Source organism: Serratia sp. CY71090, assembly GCF_052166845.1.
GTDB classification, from domain to species: Bacteria; Pseudomonadota; Gammaproteobacteria; order Enterobacterales; family Enterobacteriaceae; genus Serratia; species Serratia nematodiphila.
Genome location: NZ_JBJNOA010000003.1, coordinates 430,458 through 455,799, shown reverse-complemented (window position 1 = coordinate 455,799; position 25,342 = coordinate 430,458). Strand labels below are relative to the sequence as shown.

Below are 25,342 nucleotides of genomic sequence, written 5' to 3'. Positions count from 1 at the left end.
AAAAGGAATATCGATGGGCATCAAACGTCTCAATCACGCCGTGCTGTATGTCAGCGACGTGCGGCAGAGCGCCGACTTTTATCATCAGGTATTGGGCTTCAAGCTGAAGCCGTCCGACAGCCCCGATCGGGCGGTATTTACCCAGGCCGCCGATTCGGACAACGATCACGATTTGGCGCTGTTCAGCAAGAATCTGGGCCAGCAGCGCGCCGGGGTGTTTCGCGCCAACAACGAGCCGCCGGCAGAGCATGAGCCACCGGCCGGGCTGTACCATCTGGCCTGGGAAGTGGACAGCCTGGAAGAGCTGGAGCGCATTCGTCACCAGCTGGCCGAACGCGGCATTCTCGGGCTGGAAGAGGATCACGGCGTGCACAAAAGCATTTATGGCCACGATCCGGACGGGCTGCTGTTTGAGGTGACCTGGTTTATTCCGCCGGCGCTGCTGACCGAAGAGGATAAAAACCAGCAGGGGATCCGTCCGCTGGATTTCGCCGCCGAGAAGCGGCGTTTCGCCGGTCTTTAACCTGCTCCTGAGCGGGGCGCCGCGGCGCCCCGACGATCACAGCACTTTGTTAAGGAAGTTAACGGTGCGAGGGTGCTGCGGCTGAGCCAGCACCTGCCTGGCGTCGCCCTGTTCGACGATCTGCCCGTCGACCATAAACACCACCCGATCCGCCGCTTCGCGCGCAAAGCCGATTTCATGCGTGACGACCACCAGCGTGACGCCCAGATCCGCCAATCCCTTAATCACGTCCAGCACTTCGCCGACCAGCTCGGGATCGAGCGCGGAGGTCGGCTCATCGAACAGGATCACCTTCGGGTTCAGCGCCAGCGCGCGCGCGATGGCGATGCGCTGCTGTTGGCCACCGGAGAGGTGGCGCGGGTAGGCATCCGCCTTGTGACGCAGCCCGACGGTATCCAGCAGCTCATAGGCCACCGCCTTCGCCCGTTCGCGGGAGTGAATTTTGTGCACCACCGGCGCTTCGATGATGTTTTCCAGCACCGTCAGGTGCGGGAACAGGTTGAAGTTTTGGAACACGTAGCCGACGTTGATGCGCTGCCGGAGGATGGCCTTTTCCTTCAGCTCGTACAGCCGGTTGCCCTTGCGGCGGTAACCGACGTAGTCGCCGTCGATGCGGATAAAGCCTTCGTCCACGCGCTCCAGGTGGTTGATCGCCCGCAGCAGCGTCGATTTGCCCGAGCCGGAAGGGCCGAGGATCACGGTCACGGTGCCCGGCTGCAGCGTCAGGCTGACGTCGTCCAGCGCCTTGTGTTTGCCGAAAAACTTGCTGACATTGCTGATTTCGATCAGGCCGCGCGCCGGCACCGGGGTGAGGTTGCGTGCCGGCTGCTCGGGCAAGGCGTAATAATCAATGGCTTCAGACATGCGGGTCTCCTAACGTTTTAGCCAGCCGGCCAGTTTCTGCCAGGGCGTCGGCGGCAGTTCGCGCACCGCGCCCCGGGCGAAATAGCGTTCGATGTAGTATTGGATCACCGACAGGGCGGTGGTGATGAACAGATACCAGACGGTGGCCACCATCAGCAGCGGTATCACCTGCTGGGTGCGGTTATAGATCACCTGGATGGTGTAAAACAGCTCCGGCAGCGCCAGCACATAAACGATCGAAGTGCCTTTCGCCAGACTGATGATCTCGTTGAATCCGGTCGGAATAATGGAGCGCAGCGCCTGCGGCAGAATGATGCGGAAGGTGCGGCGATAGCCCGGCAGGCCCAGCGCCGCCGCCGCTTCGTGCTGGCCGTAATCCACGCCCAGGATGCCGCCGCGGATGATCTCGGCGGTATAGGCGGACTGCACCAGCGTCAGGCCCAGCACCGCCACGGCGAACTGGCCGAGGATATCGATGGTCGGGTAGCTGGCGAACACCACCGAGGTAAAGGGAATGCCCAGCGAGATGGCGTCGTACAGATAGGAAAAGTTATACAGGATGATCAGCACCAGGATCAGCGGCAGCGAGCGAAACAGCCAGATATACCCCCAGGCCAGTGACGCCAACAGGTAAGAGCGCGACAGCCGCGCCAGCGCCAGCAGGGTGCCGAACAGGATGCTGAACAGCGTGCCGAGCAGCGTCAGCAGCAGAGTTTGCCCCAGCCCGGCCAGCACCGCCGGGGCGAAGAACCACTCGGCGAACACGCCCCATTCCCAGCGCGCGTTGCCCGCTACCGATTGCACGATGGCGGCCAGAATAAACAGCGAGAACAGGGCGCCGATCAGCCGCAGCGGATAGCGGGCGGGCACCACTTTCAAGACTTCTTGTTTGGACATGTCATGTCTCCTGACTACAGATAAAGGGGGTTTAGGCGATTTTCCTTTCCGACGCGCAACAACACGCGTCCTCTGCAATCAGGCTTTTGCGGAACGGCAGGCGGCCATCGTAGGGCGGGTGGCTGTAAACCTCGCTGTCAACGGTGGGATCGAACTGCGGCTGATAACCGTTGCTCAGGTACAGGCCCACCGCTTCGGGCTGGCGAAAGCCGGTGGTCAGGTAGAGCCGGCGATACCCCTGCGCCAGCGCCAGCGTTTCCAACTGCTGCAACACCCGCTGCGCCAGGCCCTGGCGGCGCAGATCGCCCCGGGTCCAGATGCGCTTCAGCTCGGCGGTTTGCGCGTCATAGCGTTTGAAGGCACCCATGGCGATCGGCGCACCGGCGCGCAGCAGCACGATGAAGGCCCCTTGCGGCGGTGCATACAGGTCCAGCGGTTCCGGTTCCTGGTCACCAAAATAGTCGCCGTAACGCTGGCGATACTCGCCGAACAGCCCCTCGATCACCGGGGCGATCAGCGGGTCGGTCGGCAACGTCTGAATGAAGGTGTCTTGCGTCATTGCGCGCTCCTAATCGCCCAGGCCGGGCGGGTTGATTTCCGACTGCGCAAGGCGTTCGACGCTCTCGCCCCAGCGATTGAGCACCTGATCGTACTGTCCGCCGCGGATCGCGCCGTTCAGCGCTTCGTTCACCGCCTGCACCAGTCCGTTGCCTTTACGGGTGGTGACGGCGATGTGCGCCGCCTTGGGCCAACCGCCTTCCACCGTGCCAGCGAGCCGGGTGCGGCCGTTCAGCGCCGCTTTATAGGCGCCCAGCACGTTCGGCCCGAAGTAGGCGTCGGCCCGGCCGGACTGGATCGCCAGCGTGGCGGCCGCATCGTCGGTCACGTAGATCGGCTGGAAGGGTTTGAGCCCCTGTTGCCGGTTCTGTTTGTCCCACTCCAGCAAGATGGCTTCCTGGTTGGTGCCGGAGCCGACGATGATCTTTAATCCGGCGATATCGGCAGGCTGTTTGATCGTTGCGATCTTGCCGCCGGTTTTGACGTAAAAGCCGAGCGAGTCGATGCGGTAGGTGGCGAAGTCGAAGCGGGTTTTGCGCTCTTTGGTCACGGTGACGTTGGTGATGGCCGCGTCATACTTGCCGGAAACCACCCCCAGCGGCCAGTCTTCCCACGACGTTTGCACTACGTTAAGCGTTAGGCCCAGGCTGTCGGCCACCAGCTGCGCGATATCCACTTCGCTGCCGATAAGCCGCCGGTTGTCGGCAGCGAACAGCGCCAGCGGCGGCGTGTTGAGCGCGGCGATTGCAACGGTGAATTGGCCCGGCTTCACGAAGTGGAAATCGGCCGGCAGTTTGGCGATCGCCTGCGGGTTTTTCGGCGCGTGGATCGGGGTTTCATTGGCCTGTAAATCGATGCCGGTGCCCGCCTGCGCGGCGCCGGTCAGGCTCAGCAAGGCCGCCACGAGAGCGGCGGTAACGGTTTTCTGCATAGCGGGTATCCCTGAAAACGATCTTATTATTGGGTGAATCTGTTCAACGGGCGCATGAGGCCCAGGTGTTCGCGCAGCGTATCGCCGTGGTACGCCCGGCGGAACAGGCCACGTTGTTGCAGGATGGGCACCACCCGATCGACGAAGTGCCCGAAGGCGTTGGGCGTACCGCCGCTGATGATGAAGCCGTCGGCGGCTTCGCCGTCGAACCAGCGTTGCAGGCCGTCCGCCACCGCTTCCGGCGTGCCGCTGAACACCGGGCGTGGCGAGGCGGCTTCCAGCGCCACCTGGCGCAGCGTGAGGTTCCGCTCGCGGGCGTTGCGCTTGATGGCGTCGGTGGTGCTGCGGAAGCTGTTTTGCCCCAGATCGCCGATGTTCGGGAAGGGGGCGTCCAACGGATGGCGGGAAAAGTCGTAATGTTCGAAGTAGCGGCCAAGGTAGTTGAGGGCGTTCTCGATGCTGACCAGACGGGCGGTCTCCTGGTACTGACGCTCGACGTCCGCATCGTCGTCGCCGACGATCACGCTGACGCCCTGGAAGATGCGCAAGTCGTCCGGTTCGCGCCCCTGTTCCACCAACTGCCGCTTCACGTCCTGGTAGAAATCCTGCGCCTGCTCCAGCGTGTCGTGATGGGTGAAGATCGCATCGGCGTGCTTGGCCGCCAGCCGTTTGCCGTCTTCAGAGGCGCCGGCCTGGAACAGGATCGGGCGGCCCTGCGGCGTGCGGCCGATGTTCAACGGCCCCTGCACCGAGAAGAACTCCCCCTGGTGATTGAGGGTGTGCAGTTTCCCGGCGCGGAAAAATTCGCCGCTGGCCTTATTGCGCACGAAGGCATCGTCTTCCCAGGAGTCCCACAGTCCTTTGGTGACGTCGAGAAACTCGCCGGCGATGCGGTAACGCAGGCTGTGCTCCGGGTGTTCGGCGCGCGAGAAGTTTTTTGCCGAACCTTCCAGCGGCGATGTCACCACGTTCCAGCCCGCGCGCCCGCCGCTCAGGTGATCGAGACTGGCGAACTGGCGGGCGACGGTGAACGGATCGCTGTAGGAGGTGGAGAGCGTGCCCACCAGGCCAATTTTGTCGGTGGCGGCGGACAGTGCGGCCAATAAGGTCAACGGCTCGAAACGGTTAAGAAAATGCGGAATGGACTTTTCGTTGATATATAAGCCATCGGCGACGAAGACGAAATCGAATTTGCCCTGTTCGGCTTTTTTCGCCGAGGCGATATTAAATTCGAGGTTGATGCTGGCGTCGGCGGTGGCGTCCGGGTGGCGCCAGGCGGACATATTTCCCGATGCGCCGTGCAGAATGGCGCCCAGCCGTAATTGCCGTTGATTATTCGCGTTGTCGCTCATCGTGATTATCCTGTCATGCGCCGCAAAGGCGCGCGGTGTTTGATGCGTCCACTATTGATGAGCGGCAACGGGATGTAAAACAACAAAACAGCATATTCAAATGTTGAAAACTGCAAATATCACGGCGAGCGAAAATAATAATCCCCGACGCGGCATCAGCGGCGTCGGAGAAATACTATTTCACGTTATTCAGGCGTTGCTGAGGGCTTTTTTCGCTGCGGTGGTTAATTGTTGCAGCGTGCGCTCCGCCAGCAGCGAAAAATAGTGGGCGGCAGGGAAGAGGGCGCGCTCATCGGGATTGAAACGCGGATGATGCAGTCCGAATTCGCTGGCGGAGCCGATGCTGACGAACGCGCCCGGCACGTGATGCAGATACAGCGCGAAATCTTCGCCGCCCATCTGCAGCTCCGCCTCTTCGACCCGGTAGCCGGCTTCGGCGGCGACGGTTTTGCTGAACGCCGCCCAATGGGCGTCGTTGATCACCGCCGGCGGCCCCGGCTGCCAGTGGAGTTCGGCCTGCGCGCCGAGCGCGGCGGCGACGCCGTCGATCACCTGGCGAATTTTATCCGGCACCTGGCGGCGCACCGCGTCGCTGTGGGTGCGCACCGTGCCTTCCAGCTCGACGGTTTGCGGCAGCACGTTCCAGGTATTGCCGCCTTCGATGCGCGTTACGCTCACCACCAGCGATTCCAGCGAGCTGAAGCTGCGGCTGGGCAGCGTCTGCAGCGCGCCGACGATCTGGCTGGCGGTGACGATGGTATCGACGCCCTGTTCCGGTTTGGCGGCGTGGGCGCCTTTGCCGGTGATGCGGATCTGGAAGCGATCGACGTTGGCGTAGAACGGTCCGGCGCGGGTGGCGAAGGTGCCGGTGGGCAGCTCCGGCGCGTTATGCAGACCAAATACCGCCGCGACGTTATCCAGCGCGCCGGCGTCGATCAGGTGCCGGGCGCCGTTGAAGGTCTCTTCCGCCGGCTGGAAGAAGATGCGCACCGTGCCGGGCAGCTCGGCCTCACGCGCTTTGAGCAGGTGCGCGGCGCCGAGCATCACCGAGGTGTGAAAGTCGTGGCCGCAGGCGTGCATCACGCCGCTGTTTTGCGAGCTGAAGGGCACGTCGGCGATTTCGTCGATTGGCAGGGCGTCGATGTCGCCGCGCAGGGCGATGATCGGCCCCTTGCCGCAGCCGATCTCCGCCACGACGCCGGTTTTCAGCGCCAACGGCAGAATACGAATGCCCGCCTCTTGCAGCCAGCGGGTCAGGCGGGCGGTGGTGGCGAATTCGTGATTGGAAAGCTCCGGGTTTTGGTGCAGTTCACGCCGATAGGCGATGATCTTGTCTGCCAACTGGCTGGTCATAGGCTTGGCTCACAGTGGGAAATAAACCCTAACCCTAGTGCAGGGGGCGCCGAAGCAAAAAGACCATCTGGTTATATTTCATAGCGATTGTGTCTGCACGGCGCGTCAACGATCGGGGGAAGGGGCAGGTTTAGGCGTTCGCGCGTTGTTTGCCGGCGCAGGGAGAGGATTGGCCTGGAACGGTAACGTATCGCAACCGGTGCAATGCATTTACACCGGGCAACACGGATTTTTTCACTCTTTATCGGATTTCTGTGATCGCGGTGGTGGACAAAATCCTGCCTGCTTGCTGTACTGTAATCGACACAGGTTTTGTGTCTTTCATTCACGTTAAAGGTAAGTTTGATGTCTAAGATTAAAGGTAGCGTTAAGTGGTTTAATGAATCCAAGGGCTTCGGTTTCATTACTCCGGAAGATGGTAGCAAGGACGTTTTCGTTCACTTCTCTGCCATCGTTAGCAACGGTTTCAAAACGCTTGCTGAAGGCCAGCGTGTAGAATTTGAAATCACGAACGGTGCCAAAGGCCCATCTGCCGCTAACGTTACTGCTATCTAAGCTGCGTAGCTGAATTTCTTAAAACCCGCTCATTGAGCGGGTTTTTTATTGGGCGCGTTATGCTTCGCTGCGGCGGGCCAACTGGCTGAACAGCAGGATGGCGATGGCGTAACAGCCGACGATGGTCAGCGCCATCGACAGGCCTGAGGTGCCGCCCAGCCCGGTGAGCGGCACGGCGCAGGCGCCGAGCGCGAACATGCACACGCCGATCAAGGCCGACGCGCTGCCGGCTTTGTCCCCCTGGCTTTGCATCGCCAGCGACGAGGCGGTCGGGCCGACGATGCCGATCACCGCCACCGAGAAGAACAGCGGCACCAGCAACACGACCAACGGCGCATGCAGCGCGGCGGCCAACAACAGCAGCAGCGATGCGACGGCCGCCAGCGTTAACCCGCCCCTCAACACCCGGCGTTCCCCCCAACGTGAACTGAGACGGCTGGCCAGCTGCGCCGCAATGATCAGCCCGACGCCGTTAATGGCGAAGCACAGGCTGAACATCTGCGGGCTGAGGCCGTAGATCTGCTGCAAGACGAAAGGCGAAGCGCCGATATAGGCGAACATGCCGGCCATTACGAAGCCCTGCGTCAGGCACAGCCCCATAAAATAGCGCTGGGTCAGCAACCCGCCGAGCGACATCAGCATCGCCAGGATACCGCCCTGGCTGCGGCGCTCTACCGGCAGGGATTCGCGCAGCTTCAGCGCCGACAGGCTGAACAGCAGCACCGCGATGGCCGCCAGTACGCCGAAGATGCCGCGCCAGTTCATCACCTGCAGCATCACGCCGCCCAGCACCGGCGCGACGATCGGCGCCAGGCCGTTAACCAGCATCAGCAAGGCGAAGAAACGGGTCAGCTCATGGCCGGCGTACAGATCGCGGGCAATGGCGCGGGAAATCACCGCGCCACCGGCGCCGGCGATGCCCTGGAGCAGGCGAGCGATCAGCAACTGGTCGATGGTGGGCGCCAACGCGCACCACAGCGAAGCGCCCAGCAGCAGGATCAGCGACAGCAGCAGCGGACGCATACGGCCCAGCTTGTCGCTGTAAGGGCCGAAAATCAGCTGGCCGACGCCCAGGCCGAGCAGCCCGGCGGTCAGGCTGAGCTGCGCGGCGGCGGTGGAGGTATTCAGCTCGCCCGCCATTTCCGGCAGGGCGGGCAGATAGAGATCGGTGCACAGCGGCCCCAGCGCGGCCAACAGGCCAAGCACGACGGCGTACACCAGACGTTGTCTGGCTAAGTGTTTGGTCATGGGAGATTAAGATTTCCTGAACAGGTGAGAAATGGCCTGCTGATACAGATCGCGCAGCAGGGACGCATCGGCTTTTTGCGTGGTAAGGATCCGGTAACCGGTGCCTTCGCTCATGACGGCGATAAACTCCACCCGGGCGGCGATCTCTTCCTCGCTGAAATGGGGGTACAGCCGCTGCAGATTGTGGCACACGTGGCGAAACAGCCGCGCTTCCGCATCGCTGAGCATTTTGGCCACCACCGGGTTGCGCGTGGCCTCGGCGGTCACTTCCAGCATCAGCATGTGATCGGTTTCGCTCTCGCCCGGCTGCTGAAACAGCGTGCGCGCCGCCAACGTGCCGGCGATCAGGTTGATGTGATCGCCAAGGTTTTCCAGCCGCTGCATCTTGTTGGTGATGATGCGGTTGACGATCTCTTCGATGATCGCGTCTTTATTGGCGAAATAGCGATAGATTTGCCCGACGCTAAGCTGCGAGCCCTGGGCGATCTCCGCCATGCTGGCGGCGTGGAAGCCGTGGCGGCGAAAGCTGGTTTTCGCCGCTTCGACGATCTGATCGCGGCGAGCCTGCACTTTGGCCTGTTTACTGTCGTTGGGGGGGAGCATCTGCCCGATCCTTTGCTACGCGTGAGCCGGGTTCACATTTTTGGGTGTGAACGTTCATTCTCAATTGTAGTGTAACCGACCGGAAAGACGCAAGATGAACGCGTGCTGCGATAAAAGGCGTTTAAGCGAACAGGTAGGATTTGATAAAGGCGGCGACGATCAGCACGCACAGCGCAACGGCGATCGCTTCGGCGGCGGTTTTCGGCAGGCTTAACATAGCGATTTCTCATCCAGTCAGGGGTACTGGATGAGATTATGCGCATGCAAGATTAAGGAAACATTAAGGCCTTATCGCCCGTTGACCCACATCACCAGCATAAAGGCCAGCAGCGTCATCGCCAGCGAGCCGGCCAGGTTGAGCAGCATGTTGGCCAGCGCCCAGCCGAAGCGGCCATCCTGCATCAGGTATACCACCTCCAGCGAAAAGGTGGAGAAGGTGGTCAGGCCGCCGCAGAATCCGGTGGTGATCAGTAATTTCCAGGTGGGATCCAGATGCGTCATGCGGGTGAAAATCGCCATCGCCAGGCCGATGATAAAACCGCCGATCAGATTGACCATCAGCGTACCGAGCGGAATGTGGGCGTTCAGCGGATTCATTTTCATACTTACCGCCCAGCGCAAAACGCTGCCGACGCCGCCGCCGATAAATACGGCCAGTAAAGAGCTCAACATGGGGCAACTACCTTTCAATCAGAGAAATTCACGAGGCTCGGAAAGGGACAGGCGTAACGCTACGCGCCTCTCTCCGAGAGGTTACGTAGACATCATCAGCCTGTGAAGGCGGTTAGGGAGGAATGTCATCTCCAGCGTGCCGCACGGCCTTTTTCGCCGCACCCGGTGGATGTTACACCTAATGCCGCCTATTTTGTAGTATCGACACTCTGCGAGGTAAAACGGATGGAAATCAGAACGGCGCGTCTGAGCGACCGGCACGCTATCGCTGAATTAATGACGGCGCTGGGTTATCCCGGCACCGAGGCGTTTCTGACACAGCGGATGCACCAACTTCTGGCGCACCCGGACGAGGCGTTGCTGGTGGCGGAGCAGGGCGAACAAGTGCTGGGCGTGTTGTCGTTGCATTTTCTGCCGCAGTTGGCGTTGGCCGGCGACATTGGCCGCATCAGCTATTTTTGCGTCGACGATCGGGCGCGCGGCGCGGGCGTAGGGCGGCGGTTGCTGGCGGCAGGCGAGGCGCTGGCGCACCGTCGCGGCTGCGATCGGCTGGAAGTCCATTGCCACAGCCGCCGCGAGCGGGCGCATGCGTTTTACCGGCGTGAAGGCTTTATCGAAGCGCCGAAGTATTTTGCCAAGTTATTAAGTCAGTAAGTTACTCCCCTGGCGGCGCCGCCGTTTCCAGCCGGTTGCGGCCATTCTGCTTCGCCCGATAGAGCGCGCCGTCGGCCGCTTTCAGCCAGTCCAGATAACCGCCCAGCGCGGGGTGGAAGTTAGCGATGCCGGCGCTGATCTGCAGCCGCAGCTGCGGCGCCTCCTTGAAGCTGACCGCGTCCAGCCGCTGCTGGATACGGCGCAGAACGATTTCCGCCTGTTCAGCACTGGTGTTCGGCAGCACTGCGCCAAACTCGTCGCCGCCGTAGCGCCCGACGATATCCACGTTGCGCATGCCGATCAGCAGCTCTTCCGCCAACGCCGCCAGGGCTTCATCTCCCAGCGGATGACCGAAGGTGTCGTTGATGGTTTTGAAGCGATCGATATCCATCAGGATCAGCGTGGCGTTGTCCTGGTAGCGGCGGCAGCTGTCGAACTGGCGATGCAGCAGGTGCTCCCAGTGGCGGCGGTTATATAAGCCGGTCAGCCCATCGCGGGTGCTGATGCGCTGCAGCTCCTGTTTCTTTTCCGCCAACCGTTTGGCGGTGCGGTAGGTCACCAGACCAAGCAGCGTCGGATAAAGGTAGATCATCGGCAGGCACAGATAGATTTGCAGTGCCGTGCTGTGCGGGTGAAACGGGAAGCCGAGCAGCGCGGCGGTGAGCATCGCCGTGGCCAGTTGAATGACCAATCCTTTCACAAACAGCGTTTTGCCGGCTGAAGCGATGTTATTCATGCTCATCATCGACAGGATGACGATGGCGGGCAGCGCGTTGAACGCCATCATCGCCGCCCAGAAGCCGCCGAAGGCGGAGTCGATCAAGAGGTTGCGGATCTCGGCTTTGAACGGATCTTTGGCGCGGCAGGCCAGGCGATAGGCGAGATGCGGCCAGAGAAAGCCGTGAAAGGCCAGCAATAGCCAGACCGCCGTGGGCGGAGCCAAGGGGTAGAGCGCGGCGCAAACGCAGATAAAGCCGAGCCCCAGACCGGCGACGCGGGGCAGATAGGTGCGTTTGGCGAAGCTGAGGCCGGATTTTCGGGCATCGAAAATGGGTGGAGCAATATACATCCGGCATCTCCCTGATAGGCATCACGGCAGAGTAGCATGCGGGTGATAAACTAAGAATAGTCTGGGATTCACGCCGCGGGGGCGCGTGACATTCCTGCGACCGATCTCACTCTGTTACATGTTGCGGTTGTGCAAGCCGAAGGAAAGTCGCTAAATATTCGCAGGCAAGGTCAGTTTTTCTCGCTGTTCACGCAGCGTTTTATGATAAGAAGGTGAGTATGGAAGGTATCAGCATTACCAAACTTCTGGTGATTGCGGTGTTGGTGATTTTACTGTTCGGCACCAGCAAACTGCGCACGCTCGGCGCCGATCTTGGCGCGGCGCTGAAAGGCTTTAAAAAAGCCGTAGGCGACGACAGTACGCCGCCGGCCGCCGGCAACAATGCCGCCGAAAGCCAGTCCGCGCAGCAGAGCGTCGAGAAGAAAGACGTTTAATCTCGTCTGATGGCGCACAATAAAAAACGGATGCCTTGCGGACATCCGTTTTTTGGCGTTTTCGCCGTCTTTAGCGTAACAAACTATTACGCGTTATTTCACTTCCATCCCTTTGGCCTGCAGATCGGCGTGGTAAGACGAACGCACGAACGGGCCACAGGCGGCATGGGTGAAGCCCATCGCCATCGCTTCTTCTTTCATCTCGTCAAACTCGGCTGGGCTGACGTAGCGCTGCACCGGCAGGTGGTGACGGCTCGGCTGCAGGTATTGGCCCAGCGTCAGCATGGTCACGCCGTGGCGACGCAGATCGCGCATCACTTCAATGATTTCCGCGTTGGTTTCGCCCAGGCCAACCATCAGGCCGGATTTGGTCGGGATATCCGGGTGCGCTTCTTTAAAGCGCTCCAGCAGCTTCAACGACCACTCGTAGTTGGCGCCCGGGCGCACCTGGCGGTAGACGCGCGGCACGTTTTCCAGGTTGTGGTTGAACACGTCCGGCGGCGTGGCGGTGAGGATCTCCAGCGCGCGATCCATACGGCCGCGGAAGTCCGGCACCAACGTTTCAATTTTGATGTTCGGGCTCTTGGCGCGGATGGCCGAGATGCAGTCGGCAAAGTGCTGAGCGCCGCCGTCGCGCAGATCGTCGCGGTCAACCGAGGTGATCACCACATAACGCAGCGCCATGTCGGCGATGGTTTGCGCCAGCTTTTCCGGCTCGTTGGCGTCCGGCGCGATCGGGCGGCCGTGGGCCACGTCGCAGAACGGGCAGCGACGGGTGCAGATGGCGCCGAGGATCATAAAGGTGGCGGTACCGTGGTTGAAACACTCGGACAGGTTAGGGCACGAGGCTTCCTCACAGACGGAGTGCAGGCCGTTTTTACGCATGGCGGCTTTGATGCCCTGAATGCGCGTAGAGTCGGCAGGCAGTTTGATCTTCATCCACTCGGGTTTACGCAACAGCTCCTGCCGTTCGGTGACCACCGTTTTGACCGGGATCAGCGCCATTTTGTCAGCATCGCGGTATTTGACGCCGCGTTCCATCTGAATTGGTTTACTCATAATCGTGCAGGTTCCAGTTACGAAGCTCGACCGTCTGGTAGCCGAGTAAATGAACAAATTCCTGTACCAGGATTGGGTGTATGTCTTCAATGCCAACGCCGGGCGCCAGCGCGCTGACCTGCGTCATCTGCATGCCGGCGTAACCGCAAGGGTTGATGCGTTGGAAGGGGCTGAGATCCATCGCCACATTCAGGGCCAGGCCGTGGAATGAACTGCCTTTGCGGATCCGCAAACCCAACGAACAGATTTTCTGCTCCCCCACGTACACGCCGGGCGCATCCGGACGGGCGCGCGATGCGAGGCGGAAGTGGGCGAGGGTGTTGATAACCGTATCTTCTATCGCCGTGACCAATTGGCGTACGCCGACCTTATTGCGTTTCAGATCGACCATCACGTACATCACCTGCTGGCCCGGCCCGTGGTAGGTCACCTGGCCGCCGCGATCGCTCTGGACAACCGGGATATCGCCGGGCATCAGCACGTGTTCGGCTTTGCCGGCCTGGCCCTGGGTGAATACCGGGTGATGCTGCACCAGCCACAGCTCGTCCGGCGTAGTCTCGGTACGACTGTCGGTGAAGTTATGCATGGCTTGGGATACAGGCGCGTAGGGCTGCAACCCCAGCTGACGCAAAATGATCTTGTCTGGTTGCAAAAGAGTCATCGTCAGGTTACAGAAGTGGTAAAGCCATTATACCGGGCGCTCCGGCTTGCGGCCAGCCTTTCGCTGACCAAAAATGCGCAACCCGGGAAGACGCTGCGCCATCCCGGGTTGATAAGCAGGGTTTTATGCTGGAATTACAGCACCATGCGAACAATTTCAATGTTGCCCAACTCCTCGTACAGGGTTTCGACCTGCTCGATATGAGTGGCGTTGATGGTGATGGAGACCGAGTGGTAGTTGCCTTTACTGCTTGGCTTAACCTGCGGGTTGTAATCGCCCGGCGCATGGCGCTGCACCACTTCAACTACCTGGTCAACCAGCTCAGGCTGCGCCAGGCCCATCACCTTGTAGGTAAACGAGCAAGGGAATTCGAGCAGTTCGTTCAGTTTAGTTTTTTGCATGTGCGTGCGCTCCAGAGTGCTAGCTAATCTATAAATTATAACTCCCGCCGGGGCGGGAGTTAATGTTATTCAGTATATGGGGGCAATTTCGCCCGTTTCAACCGTTAACCGAACCAGTGGTGGAACATCAGTTTGATGTAGTCCACGATGCGGCTGAAGAAACCACCTTCTTTCACTTCGTTCATCACCACCAGCGGACGCTGGTCGATGGTTTTGCCGTCCAGCTGGAAGTTGATGCTGCCCACCACCTGGTTTTTCGCCAGCGGCGCGTGAATTTCCGGCGTGTTCAGCACATAGCTGGCCTTCAGATCTTTCATGCGGCCGCGCGGGATGGTCAGGTAGACGTCTTTATCCACGCCCAGCTCAACGCGATCGGCATCGCCGAACCAGACCGGCTCGGAGGCGAACTCTTTACCGACTTTCAGCGGCGCCACGGTTTCGAAGAAGCGGAAGCCCCAGGTCAGCAGCTTCTTGCTCTCGGCTTCGCGGCCTTTGTAGGTGCGGCCGCCCATCACGGCGGAGATCAGACGCATCTGGCCTTCGGTCGCCGAAGCCACCAGGTTGTAACCCGCCGCGTCGGTGTGGCCGGTTTTGATGCCGTCGACGTTCAGACTGTTATCCCACAGCAGACCGTTGCGATTCATCTGGCGGATATTGTTGAAAGTGAACTCTTTTTCTTTGTAAATCGCGTACTCTTCCGGCACGTCGCGGATCAGCGCCTGGCCGATCAGCGCCATGTCGCGCGCCGAGCTGTACTGGCCCTGGGCATCCAGGCCGTGTACCGTCTGGAAGTGAGTGTTCTGCAGGCCCAGCTTGCTGACGTAGGTGTTCATCAGGTTGACGAACGCGTCCTGGCTGCCGGCGACGTAGTCGGCCATCGCCACGCAGGCGTCGTTACCGGACTGCAGGTTGATGCCGCGGGTCAGTTTGGAGACCGGCACGCGATCGCCCGGCTTCAGGAACATCAGCGAGGAACCTTTGAACACCGGGTTGCCGGTCGCCCAGGCGTCCTGGCCGACGGTCACCAGATCGTCCTGGCCGATTTTACCCGCTTTCAGCGCCTGGCCGATGACGTAGCTGGTCATCATTTTGGTCAGGCTGGCCGGATCGCGACGCGCATCGGCGTTCATCTCGGCCAGCACCTTGCCGGAGTTGTAATCAATCAGGATGTACGCTTCCGCATCGATCTGCGGGACACCTGGGATCATGGTTTTGATGTTAACGTCATCGGCATGTGCAACGGAGGCTGCGCTCATTGCGATAACGGTGCCGAGTGCGATGCTTTTGATTAAGCGAAAAGAAGTTACTTGTTTCATGATCGGGACTACAACATCCGTGAAAGTAAAGTTAAAAAACGAGCCACACTATAGCAGATGCGATCCCGGCAGGCATTATCCATTCATCTGACTAATTGCGGTTAGTGCCCTTTTAGCTGCAAGAAAATGTTTCAGCTAAATAACCGCTTAACAGCCGTGAATGCCCGCCGGGTTTAACGCTCAGGGTGCAGCAGTAACGAAAGACTGTTGTTGCGCTTCGCTGGCCAGGCGTTGTTGCAGTTGGGCCGCCTGCTGACGGCTGCTGAACGGGCCGAGCTGGACGCGGTAAACGTTGCCGCTGGCCGCCACTTTGCCCGGCACGCCAAACTGTTGGCTCAGGCTTTGCTGCCAGCTCTGGGCGCGCTCGGCGCTGCTCAACGCACCGACCTGCACCACGTAGCCGCCGGAGGAGGAAGCGGCAGCCATGCCGGCAGCGGCAGCGCCGGCCGCGACCGGTGCGGCTACTGCGGCGGCTTCAGGCTCGGCACTTTCCAGCACGCCGGCCGGTAATGCGCTTGGCGCGCCGAGGAAACCACTGCGGCCGTTGGCTGCGTTGCCGGCGTTCGCAGGCGCGTCGTCATCGGTGCGCAGGGTGCTGTTATCAATAGGGCGCACCGCCGCGCCGCTGGCGACCGGCACGTCCTGTTGGATCGGGGTGCCCATGCCGCTGGAGCCAAGATCCGGGCGCGCCGGCAATGCGTAGCTCTGTTTCGCCACGATGGTGCCGATGGTGCCAGGGCCGCTCAGCGTGCCGTCCGGCGCCACGTTGATGAAATCGACTTTGACCTTGGTGTTGTTGGACAGGTTGAGACGATCGGCGGCGGCTTTCGACAGATCGATGATACGGCCCTTGGTGTAAGGCCCGCGATCGTTGACGCGCACCACCAACTGACGGCCGTTGGCCAGGTTGGTGACGCGCACGTAGCTTGGGATCGGCAGCGTTGGGTGGGCCGCAGTCAGGCCATTAGGATCGAACTGCTCGCCCAGCGCGGTGGTGTTGCCGTTGGCCTCTTCGCCATACCAGGCCGCCAGGCCGGTCTGCGAGAAGTTCTGCGGATCTTTTACGATGCGGTAAGTATCGCCATTAACCTTATAATCCTGCATGTTATTAGGGTTATAGGGTTCATATTGAGGCTCGACGCCGCCGATTTCCACCACCGGGCCGTTGTACGGCTGCGGAGGGGCTTGCTGTTCCGTGGTTGGGGCGGTACAGGCGGAGAGCAACACCGCCGCGACGCCGATCCAAAGCCATTCCTTACGCATTACTCACCTCTTATAAACTTTTAGACAGCATTTTCCGATGCGTGTGGATCGACATGATGATGCCGAAACCGGCCATCAACACTATCAGCGCCGAACCCCCGTAACTGACCAGAGGCAAAGGTACGCCAACTACCGGCAAAATGCCACTGACCATACCGATGTTAACAAAGACATAAACGAACAAAATCAGCATCAAGCCGCCGACCATCACGCGGCCGAAGGTGGTTTGCGCCTTGGCGGCGATCATCAGCCCGCGGATGATCACCAGCAGGTAGAGCGCCAGCAGCACCAACACCCCGATCAGCCCCAGCTCTTCGGCCAACACGGCGAAGATAAAGTCGGTATGGCGCTCCGGCAGGAACTCCAGCTGCGACTGGGTGCCGTGCAGCCAGCCCTTGCCGGACAGGCCGCCGGAGCCGATGGCGATCTTGGATTGAATGATATGATAACCGGCGCCGAGCGGGTCGCTCTCCGGATCGAGCAGCATCATCACGCGGTCGCGCTGATAGCCGTGCATCAGGAAGAACCACAGCACCGGGATGAAGGCCGCCAGCGCGACGGCGGCGACGGCGATCAGCTTCCAGCTCATGCCGGACAGGAACAGTACGAACAGGCCGGAAGCGGCGATCAGGATAGAGGTGCCCAGATCCGGCTGCGCGGCCACCAGCAGCGTCGGCAGGAAGATCAGCACCAGCGCGATGGCGGTGTTTTTCAGCGAAGGCGGGCAGACATCGCGGTTCATAAAGCGCGCCACCATCAGCGGCACGGCGATCTTGGCGATTTCCGATGGCTGGAAGCGCACCACGCCGAGATCCAGCCAGCGCTGCGCGCCTTTACTGATCTGCCCGAAGGCGTCCACCAGGATCAGCAAAATCACGCAGAAAATATACAGATAGGGCGCCCAGCTTTCGTATACGCGCGGCGGGATCTGCGCCATGACGGCCATCACGATCAGCCCCATGACGATCTGCCCGATCTTGCGCTCCATCATGCCGATGTCCTGGCCGCTGGCGCTCCACATCACGAAGGCGCTGTAGACCAGCAGGGCCAGGATCAGCAGCAGGAACGTCGGATCGATGTGGATTTTGGTCCAGATCGAGCCTTTTTGTTGGCTTTCAGTCATGTTCTACCTTAGTCACCTTCTACGCCAGGCGGCAGCGGGGCCTCGCTTGGCAATTGCGTATTGTTGTCGCCCAGCAGAATATGGTCGAGGATCTGGCGGGTGATGGTGCCCACCGCCGGACCGGAGCCGCCGTTTTCCAGAATGATGGCGACCGACACCGTCGGGTTGTTGAACGGCGCAAAGGCGGTCATCAGCTTGTGATCGCGCAGGTGCTCCGCCAGTTTATGGGCGTTGTAGGTTTCGTAACCGAAGACCTGTGCGGTGCCCGATTTCGCCGCGGCTTTATAAGATGCGTCCGCAAAGTACTTGCGCGCCGTCCCGTTCGGACGGTTGGCCACACCGTACATGCCGTCTTTGGCGATTTCCCAGAAGCCGGAGTGAATATCGCCGATCTGCGTGCTTTCTTCCTGTTTGAACGGCACCAGCGCGCCGTTGACGCGGGTGCTCTGCAGCAGGTGCGGCGTTTTGACGGTACCGTCGTTGATCAGGGTGTTCAGCGCCTTGGCCATCTGGATCGGCGTGGCGGTCCAGTAACCCTGGCCGATGCCCACCGGAATGGTGTCGCCCTGATACCACGGTTTTTTATAGCGTTTCAGCTTCCATTCGCGCGTCGGCATCAGGCCGGAGCGCTCTTCGGCCAGATCGATGCCGGTGTACTGGCCGTAACCGAATTTGGTCAGCCAGCTCGACAGCCGATCGATCCCCATATCATAGGCGACCTGATAGAAGTAGGTATCCGCGGATTCTTCCAGCGCTTTGGTGACGTTCAGGCGGCCGTGCCCCCATTTTTTCCAGTCGCGAAAGCGTTTTTCCGAGCCGGGCAGTTGCCACCAGCCGGGATCGAACACTACGGTGTTCTTGGTGATCACCCCGGCGCTGAGTGCCGACACGGCGATATAAGGTTTCACCGTCGACGCGGGCGGATAAACCCCCTGCGTGGCGCGGTTGATCAGCGGGCGATTCGGATCGTTCAGCAGACCCTGATAGTCCTTGCTGGAAATGCCGTCCACGAACAGGTTCGGATCGTAGCTCGGATTGGACACCATCGCCAGGATGGCGCCGGTGCGCGGATCGCTCACCACTACCGCGGCGCGGCTGCCAACCAGCAGCTGTTCGATATAGCGCTGCAGATCAAGATCGAGCGTCAGGTAGACGTCCTGGCCGGCGGAAGGCGGCTGCTCGTGCAATTGGCGGATCACCCGGCCGCGGTTGTTGACTTCAACCTCTTCGTAACCGGTTTTACCGTGCAGCGTGTCTTCGTAATAGCGTTCGATGCCCAGCTTGCCGATATCGTGGGTGGCGGCGTAGTTGGCCAGCTTGCCGTCTTTGTCCAGACGTTCAACGTCGCGGTCGTTGATCTTCGACACATAGCCGGTGACGTGGGTGAGGGCGGATCCGTAAGGATAGTAGCGGCGCTGGTAGCCTTTCACTTCCACGCCGGGGAAGCGGAACTGATTGACCGCAAAGCGGGCGACCTGCACCTCGGTCAGCGCGGTTTTCACCGGAATGGAGACGAAACGGCGCGAGCGCTTGCGCTCTTTTTCGAAATTGGCGATGTCGTCGTCAGTCAGATCGACCACAGTGCGCAGCGCCTGCAGCGTGGCCTTGAGATCGTCGACCTTCTCCGGCATCAGCTCCAGCTGATAAATGGTGCGGTTGAGCGCCAGCGGGGTGCCGTTGCGATCGTAGATAATGCCGCGGCTGGGCGCGATGGGCACCAGTTTGATGCGGTTTTCGTTGGAGCGGGTGCGGTAATCCTCGACGCGGACCACTTGCAGATTATACAGGTTGGCGATCAGGATGCCGGACAGCACCAGGATGACCAGGAACGCCACCAGGGCGCGGCGTACAAACAGGGCGGATTCAGCCGTATAGTCGCGAAAAGGGTTACGTTCTATTTTCATCCCGCTGCTTTATTTCACTCTGTCACGGTCACCACCGGCTATTCCCGGTGGTAAGGATGATTTGTTGTAATACTCCAGGCGCGGTAGAGGCTTTCGGCCACCAGGACGCGCACCAAAGGATGCGGCAGCGTCAACGGAGAAAGCGACCAGCTCTGCTCGGCAGCGGCTTTGCAGGCGGGCGCCAGCCCTTCCGGGCCGCCGATCAGCAAGCTGACATTGCGGCCATCCTGCTTCCAGCGCTCAAGCTGCTGTGCCAGCTGCGGCGTTTCCCACGGCGTGCCTGGGATATCCAGCGTAACGATGCGGTTGCCTTTGCCCACCGCCGCCAGCATCTGTTCGCCTTCCTTGTCCAGAATGCGCTTGATGTCGGCGTTTTTGCCGCGTTTGCCGGCCGGGATCTCGGTCAACTCAAACGGCATGTCTTTGGGAAAGCGGTGCAGGTAATCCATAAAGCCGGTTTGCACCCAGTCTGGCATTTTGGTGCCGACCGCCACCAATTGCAGTTTCACCGCTTAGCTCCAGAGTTTTTCCAGCTCGTACAGGCGACGGCTTTCTTCCTGCATCACGTGCACGATCACTTCGCCCAGATCGACCACGATCCAGTCGGAGGCTTCCTGGCCTTTCATGCCGTACAGCTCCATGCCCGCGGCGCGGGATTCCTGCACCACGTGGCTGGCGATCGACATCACGTGGCGCGTTGAGGTGCCGGTGCAGATGATCATGCAATCGGTGATGCTGGATTTGCCCTGGACGTCCAGAGCGACAATGTCTTGGCCTTTCAGATCATCGATTTTATCGATGACGAAATCTTGGAGCGCTTTACCTTGCAAAGGTTCCCCCTCGGGTGTGTTCTGTTCAGTCGGCTGCGGCGGGCAAAATGCGCGCGCCGCGGCGTAACCGGATAATGGTTTCGGCAGGCTGCCGCTGAAAGCCAGCTAACTGGTGACTGCCCGGCCAGCTAAGGTTTCCGGGGTTTTCAGCGGATACCTGAAAAATAGCGGCGCAGTATATCACGCACCTTTCACTAGCGATATAAACCCTGCAACTCGATATAGCGCTGCACCGGGCGCGGCAGCAGGTCGTCGCAGTTGAGGCCCTGATGGCGGCGCTGGCGGATCTCGGTGGCGGAAATTTCCAGCTCCGGCGTATCGGCCAGATAGATATGGCCGTGCGGGCGACGGCTGAGCAGCGCCGGGTCGGCGGTGCGATGGCGTTCCAGCCACTGCTGCAGTTCCGGCGTGTCCATGCGATCGTTATAGCCCGGGCGCGCCAGCACCAGCAGGTGGCAGACGTCCAACAGCGCCTGCCAGCGGTGCCACTTATGCAGCGTCAGCAGCGAGTCCTGGCCAATAATAAACGCCAGCGGCTGGGCGGCGCCACGCTCTTTACGAATCGTTTCCAACGTCTCGATGGTGTAGGAGGGCGTGGTGCGGTGCAGTTCGCGATCGTCGACCGCAAACAGCGGGTTGCCGGCGATCGCCAGCTCGACCATCTTCAGGCGCTGCTGCGCATTGGCCTCCGGCTGCGGGCGGTGCGGCGGCACATGGTTAGGCAGCAGCGTGACGCGATTCAGGCCCACTTCGGCGGCCAGCGCCTCCACCGGCCGCAGGTGGCCATAGTGGATCGGATCAAAGGTGCCGCCGAACAGCGCGTGCAAAACGGTGGGGTTTTCCGGGTTAGTGGGCATCGCTAAAACTCGTGGCCAGGGGTTTGCCGCACAGCAGCATCGACAGGGTTTCCAGTTCCGGCCAGACCGACTGGCCATAGTCCTGCTTGAGGGTCAGCTCGATTTGCGTCAGCAGCTGTACCGCCTGCTGCAACTGGGGGCCGGACAGGCGTTGCAACGCCTGGGTCACCAGCGGGCGGCGGTTCTGCCAGACCTTGTGCTGATCGAACAGCGAGCGCAGCGGCGCGGAAGCCATGCGGCGCTGCAGCGTCAGCAACAGCAACAGTTCGCGCTGCAGGGTGCGCAGCAGGATCACCGGCTCCACGTCCTCTTGCTGCAGCTGCTGCAGAATATGCCAGGCGCGCTTGCTCTTGCCGGCCAGCAGGGCGTCCAGCCAGTGGAACGGCGTGAAGTGGGCGGCGTCGTTCACCGCCTGTTCGACGCGCGGCAGGGTGAGCTTGCCGTCCGGGTGCAGCAGCGACAGCCGCTCCAGCGCCTGCGACAGCGCCAGCAGGTTGCCTTCGTAGCAGTAGCACAGCAGCTGATTGGCCGCGTCGTCCAACTCCAGTTTCATCGACTTGGCGCGCGTGGCGACCCAGCGCGGCAGCTGCGCCTGTTCAGGCGTCTGGCAACTGACGAGAGCGCCGTGCGGGCTGAGCGCCTTGAACCAGGCGCTGTTTTCCTGCGCTTTGGTGAGGCGCGGGCCGCGCAGGATCAGCAAAATATCCTCGTGCAGCAGCGTGGCGAGCTTGGTCAGCTGTTCGCCGATCGGCGCCGTCGGGCCGTTTTCCGGGAAGATCAGCAGCAGCGTCTGGCGGCTGGCGAACAGGCTCATCGCCTGGCAGATGCCGAAGATGGCGTCCCAGTCAGTATGGGCGTCGAGGGAAATGCTGTAGTGCTCGCTGAACTGCTGCTGTTGCGCGGCCTGCCGGAGCAAATCCTGGCTTTCCTGCAGCAGCAGCGGTTCATTGCCGCTCAATAAATAACAAGCGCGCAGCCCCTCTCGGAGCTGCGCGGCAAGTTGTTCCGGATAAATGCGGATCATTGTGCGGTTTGGCTTGCCGCTCGTTCGCCGACGGCAGCGGCTTTCTGCCGGTTTTCTTCTTCCGCCGCGTGCACGGTCAGCAGTTTGCGCACCAGTTGCTGCGCCGCCTGCTCACGCATTTCCTGGCGAATGATCTCCTGCTCGGAGTCCTTGGCCAGCGCGGTCAGCGGGTTGTCGAAGAACGAACGGAACACTTTCACCGACAGCGGATACAGGTCGTGGCCCGGGATCAGCACCTGGGCCTGCACGGTCAGCACCAACTGGTACTCGGCGGTTTTACCGTCCTGGAAGATCGAGGCGGTATCCTGGCTTTCCGTCGCGCCGACGATGCGCAGAGAAGGCACGTCTTTACGCTTCGGATCGCTGACGATGGTCACGGCGTTCAAACGCAGTTGCTCACGCACCGCGCGCGTCAATGGCCCGTAAGGATCCGAACTGTCCAGGATCAGCGTTTTCATTTCATTAGGCACCTGCGTGGTGCCACGCAGGTGAAAACCGCAGCCGGCGGTGACCAGCACCGCCAACCCCAGCAACAGCGTCAGAATACGTTGTCGCACAACTCCTCCTTGTGTTAACCCACAACCAGGTTAAGCAGTTTGCCCGGAACGTAAATCACTTTGCGAATCGTGACGCCGTCCAGATATTTAGCCACCAGATGCTCTTCGGCAGCGCGCGCGCGCACTTGCTCTTCGGTCGCATCGGCAGATACGGTGATTTTAGCGCGAACCTTGCCGTTCACCTGCACCACCACCAGCTTGGAGTCTTCGACCATCGCCTGCTCGTCGGCAACCGGCCATGGCGCGGTGTCCACGTCGCCTTCGCCACCCAGCGCCTGCCACAGGGTGAAGCACACGTGAGGGGTGAACGGATACAGCATGCGCACCACGGCCAGCAGCGCTTCTTGCAGCAGCGCGCGATCCTGCTCGCTCTCCTGCGGCGCGCGGGCCAGCTTGTTCATCAGCTCCATCACGGCGGCGATTGCGGTGTTGAAGGTCTGACGGCGGCCGATATCGTCGGTCACCTTGGCGATGGTTTTGTGCAGATCGCGGCGCAGCGCTTTCTGATCTTCGTTCAGCGACGCCACGTTCAGCGGCTGCACCGCGCCTTTTTCCACGTGATCATAGGCCAGTTTCCACACGCGTTTCAGGAAGCGGTTAGCCCCTTCCACGCCGGATTCCTGCCACTCCAGCGTCATTTCTGCCGGTGAAGCGAACATCATGAACAGACGCACGGTGTCCGCGCCGTATTTTTCCACCATCTCCTGCGGGTCGATGCCGTTGTTCTTCGACTTCGACATTTTGCTCATGCCAGCATAGACCAGTTCACGGCCTTGCGGATCCGTAGCCTTGATGATGCGGCCCTTGTCGTCGCGCTCGACGGTGGCGTCAACCGGGGATACCCAGACGCGCTCGCCGCTGTTGCCGGTGTAGTAGAAGGCGTCGGCCAGCACCATGCCCTGACACAGCAGGCGCTTGGCCGGCTCATCGGAATCCACCAGGCCCGCATCGCGCATCAGCTTGTGGAAGAAGCGGAAGTACATCAGGTGCATGATGGCGTGCTCGATGCCGCCGATATATTGATCGACCGGCAGCCAGTAGTTGGCGGCGGCCGGATCCAGCATGCCCTGGTCATACTGCGGGCAGGTGTAGCGCGCGTAGTACCAGGAGGACTCCATAAAGGTGTCGAAGGTGTCGGTTTCGCGCAGCGCCGGCTGGCCGTCGACGGTGGTTTTCGCCCACTCAGGATCGGCCTTGATCGGGCTGGTGATGCCGTCCATGACCACGTCTTCCGGCAGGATCACCGGCAGCTGGTCTTCCGGCGTCGGCATTACGGTGCCGTCTTCCAGCGTCACCATCGGGATTGGCGCGCCCCAATAACGCTGGCGGGAGACACCCCAGTCGCGCAGACGGTAGTTAACCTTACGCTGGCCTACGCCCTTGGCGACCAGTTTGTCGGCGATGGCGTTGAAGCCCGCTTCATTGTCCAGACCGTCGAACTCGCCGGAGTTGAACAGCGCGCCTTTGTCGGTCATCGCTTCGGCGCTCACGTCAGGCTGGCTGCCGTCGAGGTTCAGGATCACCGGTTTGATCGGCAAATCATATTTGGTGGCGAATTCCCAGTCGCGCTGGTCGTGCGCCGGTACTGCCATCACGGCGCCGGTGCCGTATTCCATCAGCACGAAGTTGGCGACCCACACCGGCAGCTTCTCGCCGCTCAGCGGGTGGACCACGAACAGGCCGGTCGGCATGCCTTTCTTCTCCATCGTCGCCATTTCTGCTTCGGCCACTTTGGTGTTGCGGCATTCGTCGATGAACTCGGTCAGCGCCGGGTTGTTGCGCGCGCCCTGTTGCGCCAGCGGGTGGCCCGCGGCGACCGCCACGTAGGTGGCGCCCATGAAGGTGTCCGGGCGGGTGGTGTAAACCGTCAGCTTCTCTTCGCTGCCAGCCACGTCGAAGGTGATTTCCACGCCTTCGGAGCGGCCAATCCAGTTGCGCTGCATGGTTTTCACCTGCTCCGGCCAGCTTTCAAGCGTGTCCAGATCGTTCAGCAGCTGATCGGCGTAAGCGGTGATTTTGATGAACCACTGCGGGATCTCTTTACGCTCGACCTTAGTGTCGCAGCGCCAGCAGCAGCCGTCGATAACCTGTTCGTTGGCCAGCACGGTCAGATCGTGCGGACACCAGTTCACCGCCGAAGTCTTCTTGTAGACCAGGCCTTTTTCATACAGCTTGGTGAAGAACCACTGTTCCCAGCGATAGTATTCCGGCTGGCAGGTGGCGATTTCGCGATCCCAGTCGTAGCCGAAGCCCAGCAGTTTCAGCTGGTTCTTCATGTATTCGATGTTGTCGTAGGTCCACGGGGCCGGCGCGGTGTTGTTTTTCACCGCTGCGCCTTCCGCCGGCAGGCCGAACGCATCCCAGCCGATCGGCTGCAGTACGTTTTTGCCCAGCATGCGCTGATAGCGCGAGATCACGTCGCCGATAGTGTAGTTACGAACGTGGCCCATGTGCAGTCGGCCGGACGGGTAAGGCAGCATGGATAGGCAGTAGTACTTTTCCTTGCTGTCGTCTTCGGTAACTTTGAAAGTCTGCTTCTCTTGCCAGTGAAGCTGTACGTTCGATTCTATGTCTTCTGGACGGTATTGCTCTTGCATGGCGGCCGGTGGTCCTGTAGGTGTAAACCGTTGCCCC

At 60.8% G+C, this 25,342-nt stretch carries 27 protein-coding genes and 1 riboswitch; of the genes, 4 read left to right on the top strand and 23 right to left on the bottom strand.

The genetic code is table 11. The features are described from left to right. The first annotated feature begins 13 nt into the window (after positions 1 to 13). On the top strand, positions 14 to 523 hold the full coding sequence (locus tag ACJ8OK_RS08585; protein ID WP_004940041.1) for a VOC family protein: 510 nt from the start codon (positions 14 to 16) through the stop codon (positions 521 to 523). Positions 524 to 559: 36 nt separating this feature from the next. On the opposite strand, the gene ACJ8OK_RS08580 is transcribed toward ACJ8OK_RS08585, so the two are convergent. From ACJ8OK_RS08580 to ACJ8OK_RS08555, 6 genes are all read right to left on the bottom strand, one after another. Continuing rightward, positions 560 to 1,387, bottom strand: a complete 828-nt coding sequence (locus tag ACJ8OK_RS08580; RefSeq protein WP_015376924.1) for an amino acid ABC transporter ATP-binding protein — start codon at positions 1,385 to 1,387, stop codon at positions 560 to 562. 9 nt (positions 1,388 to 1,396) lie between these two features. Further along, positions 1,397 to 2,284: an amino acid ABC transporter permease gene (locus ACJ8OK_RS08575; protein WP_004940038.1), complete on the bottom strand. Its 888-nt coding sequence runs from the start codon at positions 2,282 to 2,284 to the stop codon at positions 1,397 to 1,399. Between the two features lie 31 nt (positions 2,285 to 2,315). After that, the gene (locus ACJ8OK_RS08570; protein ID WP_004940037.1) at positions 2,316 to 2,843 is read right to left on the bottom strand and encodes a GNAT family N-acetyltransferase; all 528 of its coding nucleotides are present in this window, start codon (positions 2,841 to 2,843) and stop codon (positions 2,316 to 2,318) included. A 9-nt stretch (positions 2,844 to 2,852) separates the two neighbouring features. Further along, positions 2,853 to 3,773, bottom strand: a complete 921-nt coding sequence (locus ACJ8OK_RS08565; protein ID WP_060558748.1) for an ABC transporter substrate-binding protein — start codon at positions 3,771 to 3,773, stop codon at positions 2,853 to 2,855. A gap of 26 nt (positions 3,774 to 3,799) precedes the next feature. Then, positions 3,800 to 5,125: an LLM class flavin-dependent oxidoreductase gene (locus ACJ8OK_RS08560; RefSeq protein WP_060558751.1), complete on the bottom strand. Its 1,326-nt coding sequence runs from the start codon at positions 5,123 to 5,125 to the stop codon at positions 3,800 to 3,802. 189 nt (positions 5,126 to 5,314) lie between these two features. Then, the gene (locus ACJ8OK_RS08555; RefSeq protein WP_033633940.1) at positions 5,315 to 6,478 is read right to left on the bottom strand and encodes a M20 peptidase aminoacylase family protein; all 1,164 of its coding nucleotides are present in this window, start codon (positions 6,476 to 6,478) and stop codon (positions 5,315 to 5,317) included. A 345-nt stretch (positions 6,479 to 6,823) separates the two neighbouring features. Here ACJ8OK_RS08555 and cspE point away from each other — a divergent pair, with 345 nt between their 5' ends. Further along, a complete protein-coding gene (gene cspE, locus ACJ8OK_RS08550; RefSeq protein WP_004940030.1) occupies positions 6,824 to 7,033 on the top strand; it encodes a transcription antiterminator/RNA stability regulator CspE in 210 nt (69 codons plus the stop codon). 57 nt (positions 7,034 to 7,090) lie between these two features. Here the strand turns inward: cspE and ACJ8OK_RS08545 are convergent, their stop codons facing one another. The 3 genes from ACJ8OK_RS08545 to crcB all read right to left on the bottom strand — a co-directional run bounded on the left by ACJ8OK_RS08545 (position 7,091) and on the right by crcB (position 9,556). Beyond that, positions 7,091 to 8,281, bottom strand: coding sequence for a multidrug effflux MFS transporter (locus ACJ8OK_RS08545; RefSeq protein ID WP_033633939.1), 1,191 nt, complete (start codon positions 8,279 to 8,281; stop codon positions 7,091 to 7,093). Positions 8,282 to 8,287: 6 nt separating this feature from the next. Then, positions 8,288 to 8,884 (bottom strand): TetR/AcrR family transcriptional regulator, encoded by a 597-nt coding sequence (locus ACJ8OK_RS08540; RefSeq protein ID WP_033633938.1) that lies wholly within the window; start codon positions 8,882 to 8,884, stop codon positions 8,288 to 8,290. Positions 8,885 to 9,172: 288 nt separating this feature from the next. Next, on the bottom strand, positions 9,173 to 9,556 hold the full coding sequence (gene crcB, locus ACJ8OK_RS08535; protein WP_004940022.1) for a fluoride efflux transporter CrcB: 384 nt from the start codon (positions 9,554 to 9,556) through the stop codon (positions 9,173 to 9,175). A 79-nt stretch (positions 9,557 to 9,635) separates the two neighbouring features. After that, positions 9,636 to 9,698: riboswitch (Fluoride riboswitch) on the bottom strand. A gap of 83 nt (positions 9,699 to 9,781) precedes the next feature. Between crcB and ACJ8OK_RS08530 the strand changes: the two genes are divergently transcribed. Then, positions 9,782 to 10,210, top strand: coding sequence for a GNAT family N-acetyltransferase (locus ACJ8OK_RS08530; protein WP_338910245.1), 429 nt, complete (start codon positions 9,782 to 9,784; stop codon positions 10,208 to 10,210). A 1-nt stretch (position 10,211) separates the two neighbouring features. On the opposite strand, the gene ACJ8OK_RS08525 is transcribed toward ACJ8OK_RS08530, so the two are convergent. After that, complete coding sequence (locus tag ACJ8OK_RS08525) at positions 10,212 to 11,279, bottom strand: diguanylate cyclase (RefSeq protein ID WP_033633936.1); 1,068 nt, start codon at positions 11,277 to 11,279, stop codon at positions 10,212 to 10,214. Positions 11,280 to 11,497: 218 nt separating this feature from the next. On the opposite strand from ACJ8OK_RS08525, the gene tatA reads away from it, so the two are divergent. Beyond that, positions 11,498 to 11,713 carry a Sec-independent protein translocase subunit TatA gene (gene tatA / locus ACJ8OK_RS08520; RefSeq protein WP_004940019.1) on the top strand — a complete coding sequence of 72 codons (216 nt, stop codon included), beginning with the start codon at positions 11,498 to 11,500 and terminating at the stop codon, positions 11,711 to 11,713. A gap of 93 nt (positions 11,714 to 11,806) precedes the next feature. Here tatA and lipA read toward each other — a convergent pair whose 3' ends face one another. From lipA to leuS, 13 genes are all read right to left on the bottom strand, one after another. Further along, the gene (lipA, locus tag ACJ8OK_RS08515; protein WP_004940018.1) at positions 11,807 to 12,772 is read right to left on the bottom strand and encodes a lipoyl synthase; all 966 of its coding nucleotides are present in this window, start codon (positions 12,770 to 12,772) and stop codon (positions 11,807 to 11,809) included. Continuing rightward, complete coding sequence (gene lipB, locus ACJ8OK_RS08510) at positions 12,765 to 13,433, bottom strand: lipoyl(octanoyl) transferase LipB (protein ID WP_015376934.1); 669 nt, start codon at positions 13,431 to 13,433, stop codon at positions 12,765 to 12,767. The genes lipA and lipB overlap by 8 nt, the downstream gene beginning before the upstream one ends. Positions 13,434 to 13,567: 134 nt before the next feature. After that, positions 13,568 to 13,834: a DUF493 family protein YbeD gene (gene ybeD, locus ACJ8OK_RS08505; RefSeq protein ID WP_004940012.1), complete on the bottom strand. Its 267-nt coding sequence runs from the start codon at positions 13,832 to 13,834 to the stop codon at positions 13,568 to 13,570. A 104-nt stretch (positions 13,835 to 13,938) separates the two neighbouring features. Beyond that, positions 13,939 to 15,150: a D-alanyl-D-alanine carboxypeptidase DacA gene (gene dacA, locus ACJ8OK_RS08500; protein WP_004940010.1), complete on the bottom strand. Its 1,212-nt coding sequence runs from the start codon at positions 15,148 to 15,150 to the stop codon at positions 13,939 to 13,941. Between the two features lie 180 nt (positions 15,151 to 15,330). Continuing rightward, complete coding sequence (gene rlpA, locus ACJ8OK_RS08495; RefSeq protein WP_033633935.1) at positions 15,331 to 16,413, bottom strand: endolytic peptidoglycan transglycosylase RlpA; 1,083 nt, start codon at positions 16,411 to 16,413, stop codon at positions 15,331 to 15,333. 10 nt (positions 16,414 to 16,423) lie between these two features. After that, positions 16,424 to 17,536 carry a peptidoglycan glycosyltransferase MrdB gene (gene mrdB / locus ACJ8OK_RS08490; protein ID WP_004940006.1) on the bottom strand — a complete coding sequence of 371 codons (1,113 nt, stop codon included), beginning with the start codon at positions 17,534 to 17,536 and terminating at the stop codon, positions 16,424 to 16,426. A gap of 8 nt (positions 17,537 to 17,544) precedes the next feature. After that, on the bottom strand, positions 17,545 to 19,440 hold the full coding sequence (mrdA, locus tag ACJ8OK_RS08485; protein ID WP_004940004.1) for a peptidoglycan DD-transpeptidase MrdA: 1,896 nt from the start codon (positions 19,438 to 19,440) through the stop codon (positions 17,545 to 17,547). 38 nt (positions 19,441 to 19,478) lie between these two features. After that, the gene (gene rlmH / locus ACJ8OK_RS08480; RefSeq protein ID WP_004940002.1) at positions 19,479 to 19,949 is read right to left on the bottom strand and encodes a 23S rRNA (pseudouridine(1915)-N(3))-methyltransferase RlmH; all 471 of its coding nucleotides are present in this window, start codon (positions 19,947 to 19,949) and stop codon (positions 19,479 to 19,481) included. A 3-nt stretch (positions 19,950 to 19,952) separates the two neighbouring features. Further along, the gene (gene rsfS, locus ACJ8OK_RS08475; RefSeq protein WP_015376937.1) at positions 19,953 to 20,270 is read right to left on the bottom strand and encodes a ribosome silencing factor; all 318 of its coding nucleotides are present in this window, start codon (positions 20,268 to 20,270) and stop codon (positions 19,953 to 19,955) included. 194 nt (positions 20,271 to 20,464) lie between these two features. After that, a complete protein-coding gene (gene nadD / locus ACJ8OK_RS08470; RefSeq protein WP_082997018.1) occupies positions 20,465 to 21,127 on the bottom strand; it encodes a nicotinate-nucleotide adenylyltransferase in 663 nt (220 codons plus the stop codon). Then, complete coding sequence (holA, locus tag ACJ8OK_RS08465; RefSeq protein ID WP_442530516.1) at positions 21,117 to 22,151, bottom strand: DNA polymerase III subunit delta; 1,035 nt, start codon at positions 22,149 to 22,151, stop codon at positions 21,117 to 21,119. Before holA ends, nadD begins: the two co-directional genes overlap by 11 nt. Further along, the gene (gene lptE, locus ACJ8OK_RS08460; RefSeq protein ID WP_033633932.1) at positions 22,148 to 22,708 is read right to left on the bottom strand and encodes an LPS assembly lipoprotein LptE; all 561 of its coding nucleotides are present in this window, start codon (positions 22,706 to 22,708) and stop codon (positions 22,148 to 22,150) included. The genes holA and lptE overlap by 4 nt, the downstream gene beginning before the upstream one ends. Positions 22,709 to 22,722: 14 nt before the next feature. Further along, on the bottom strand, positions 22,723 to 25,305 hold the full coding sequence (gene leuS, locus ACJ8OK_RS08455; RefSeq protein WP_442530515.1) for a leucine--tRNA ligase: 2,583 nt from the start codon (positions 25,303 to 25,305) through the stop codon (positions 22,723 to 22,725). Positions 25,306 to 25,342 lie beyond the last annotated feature (37 nt).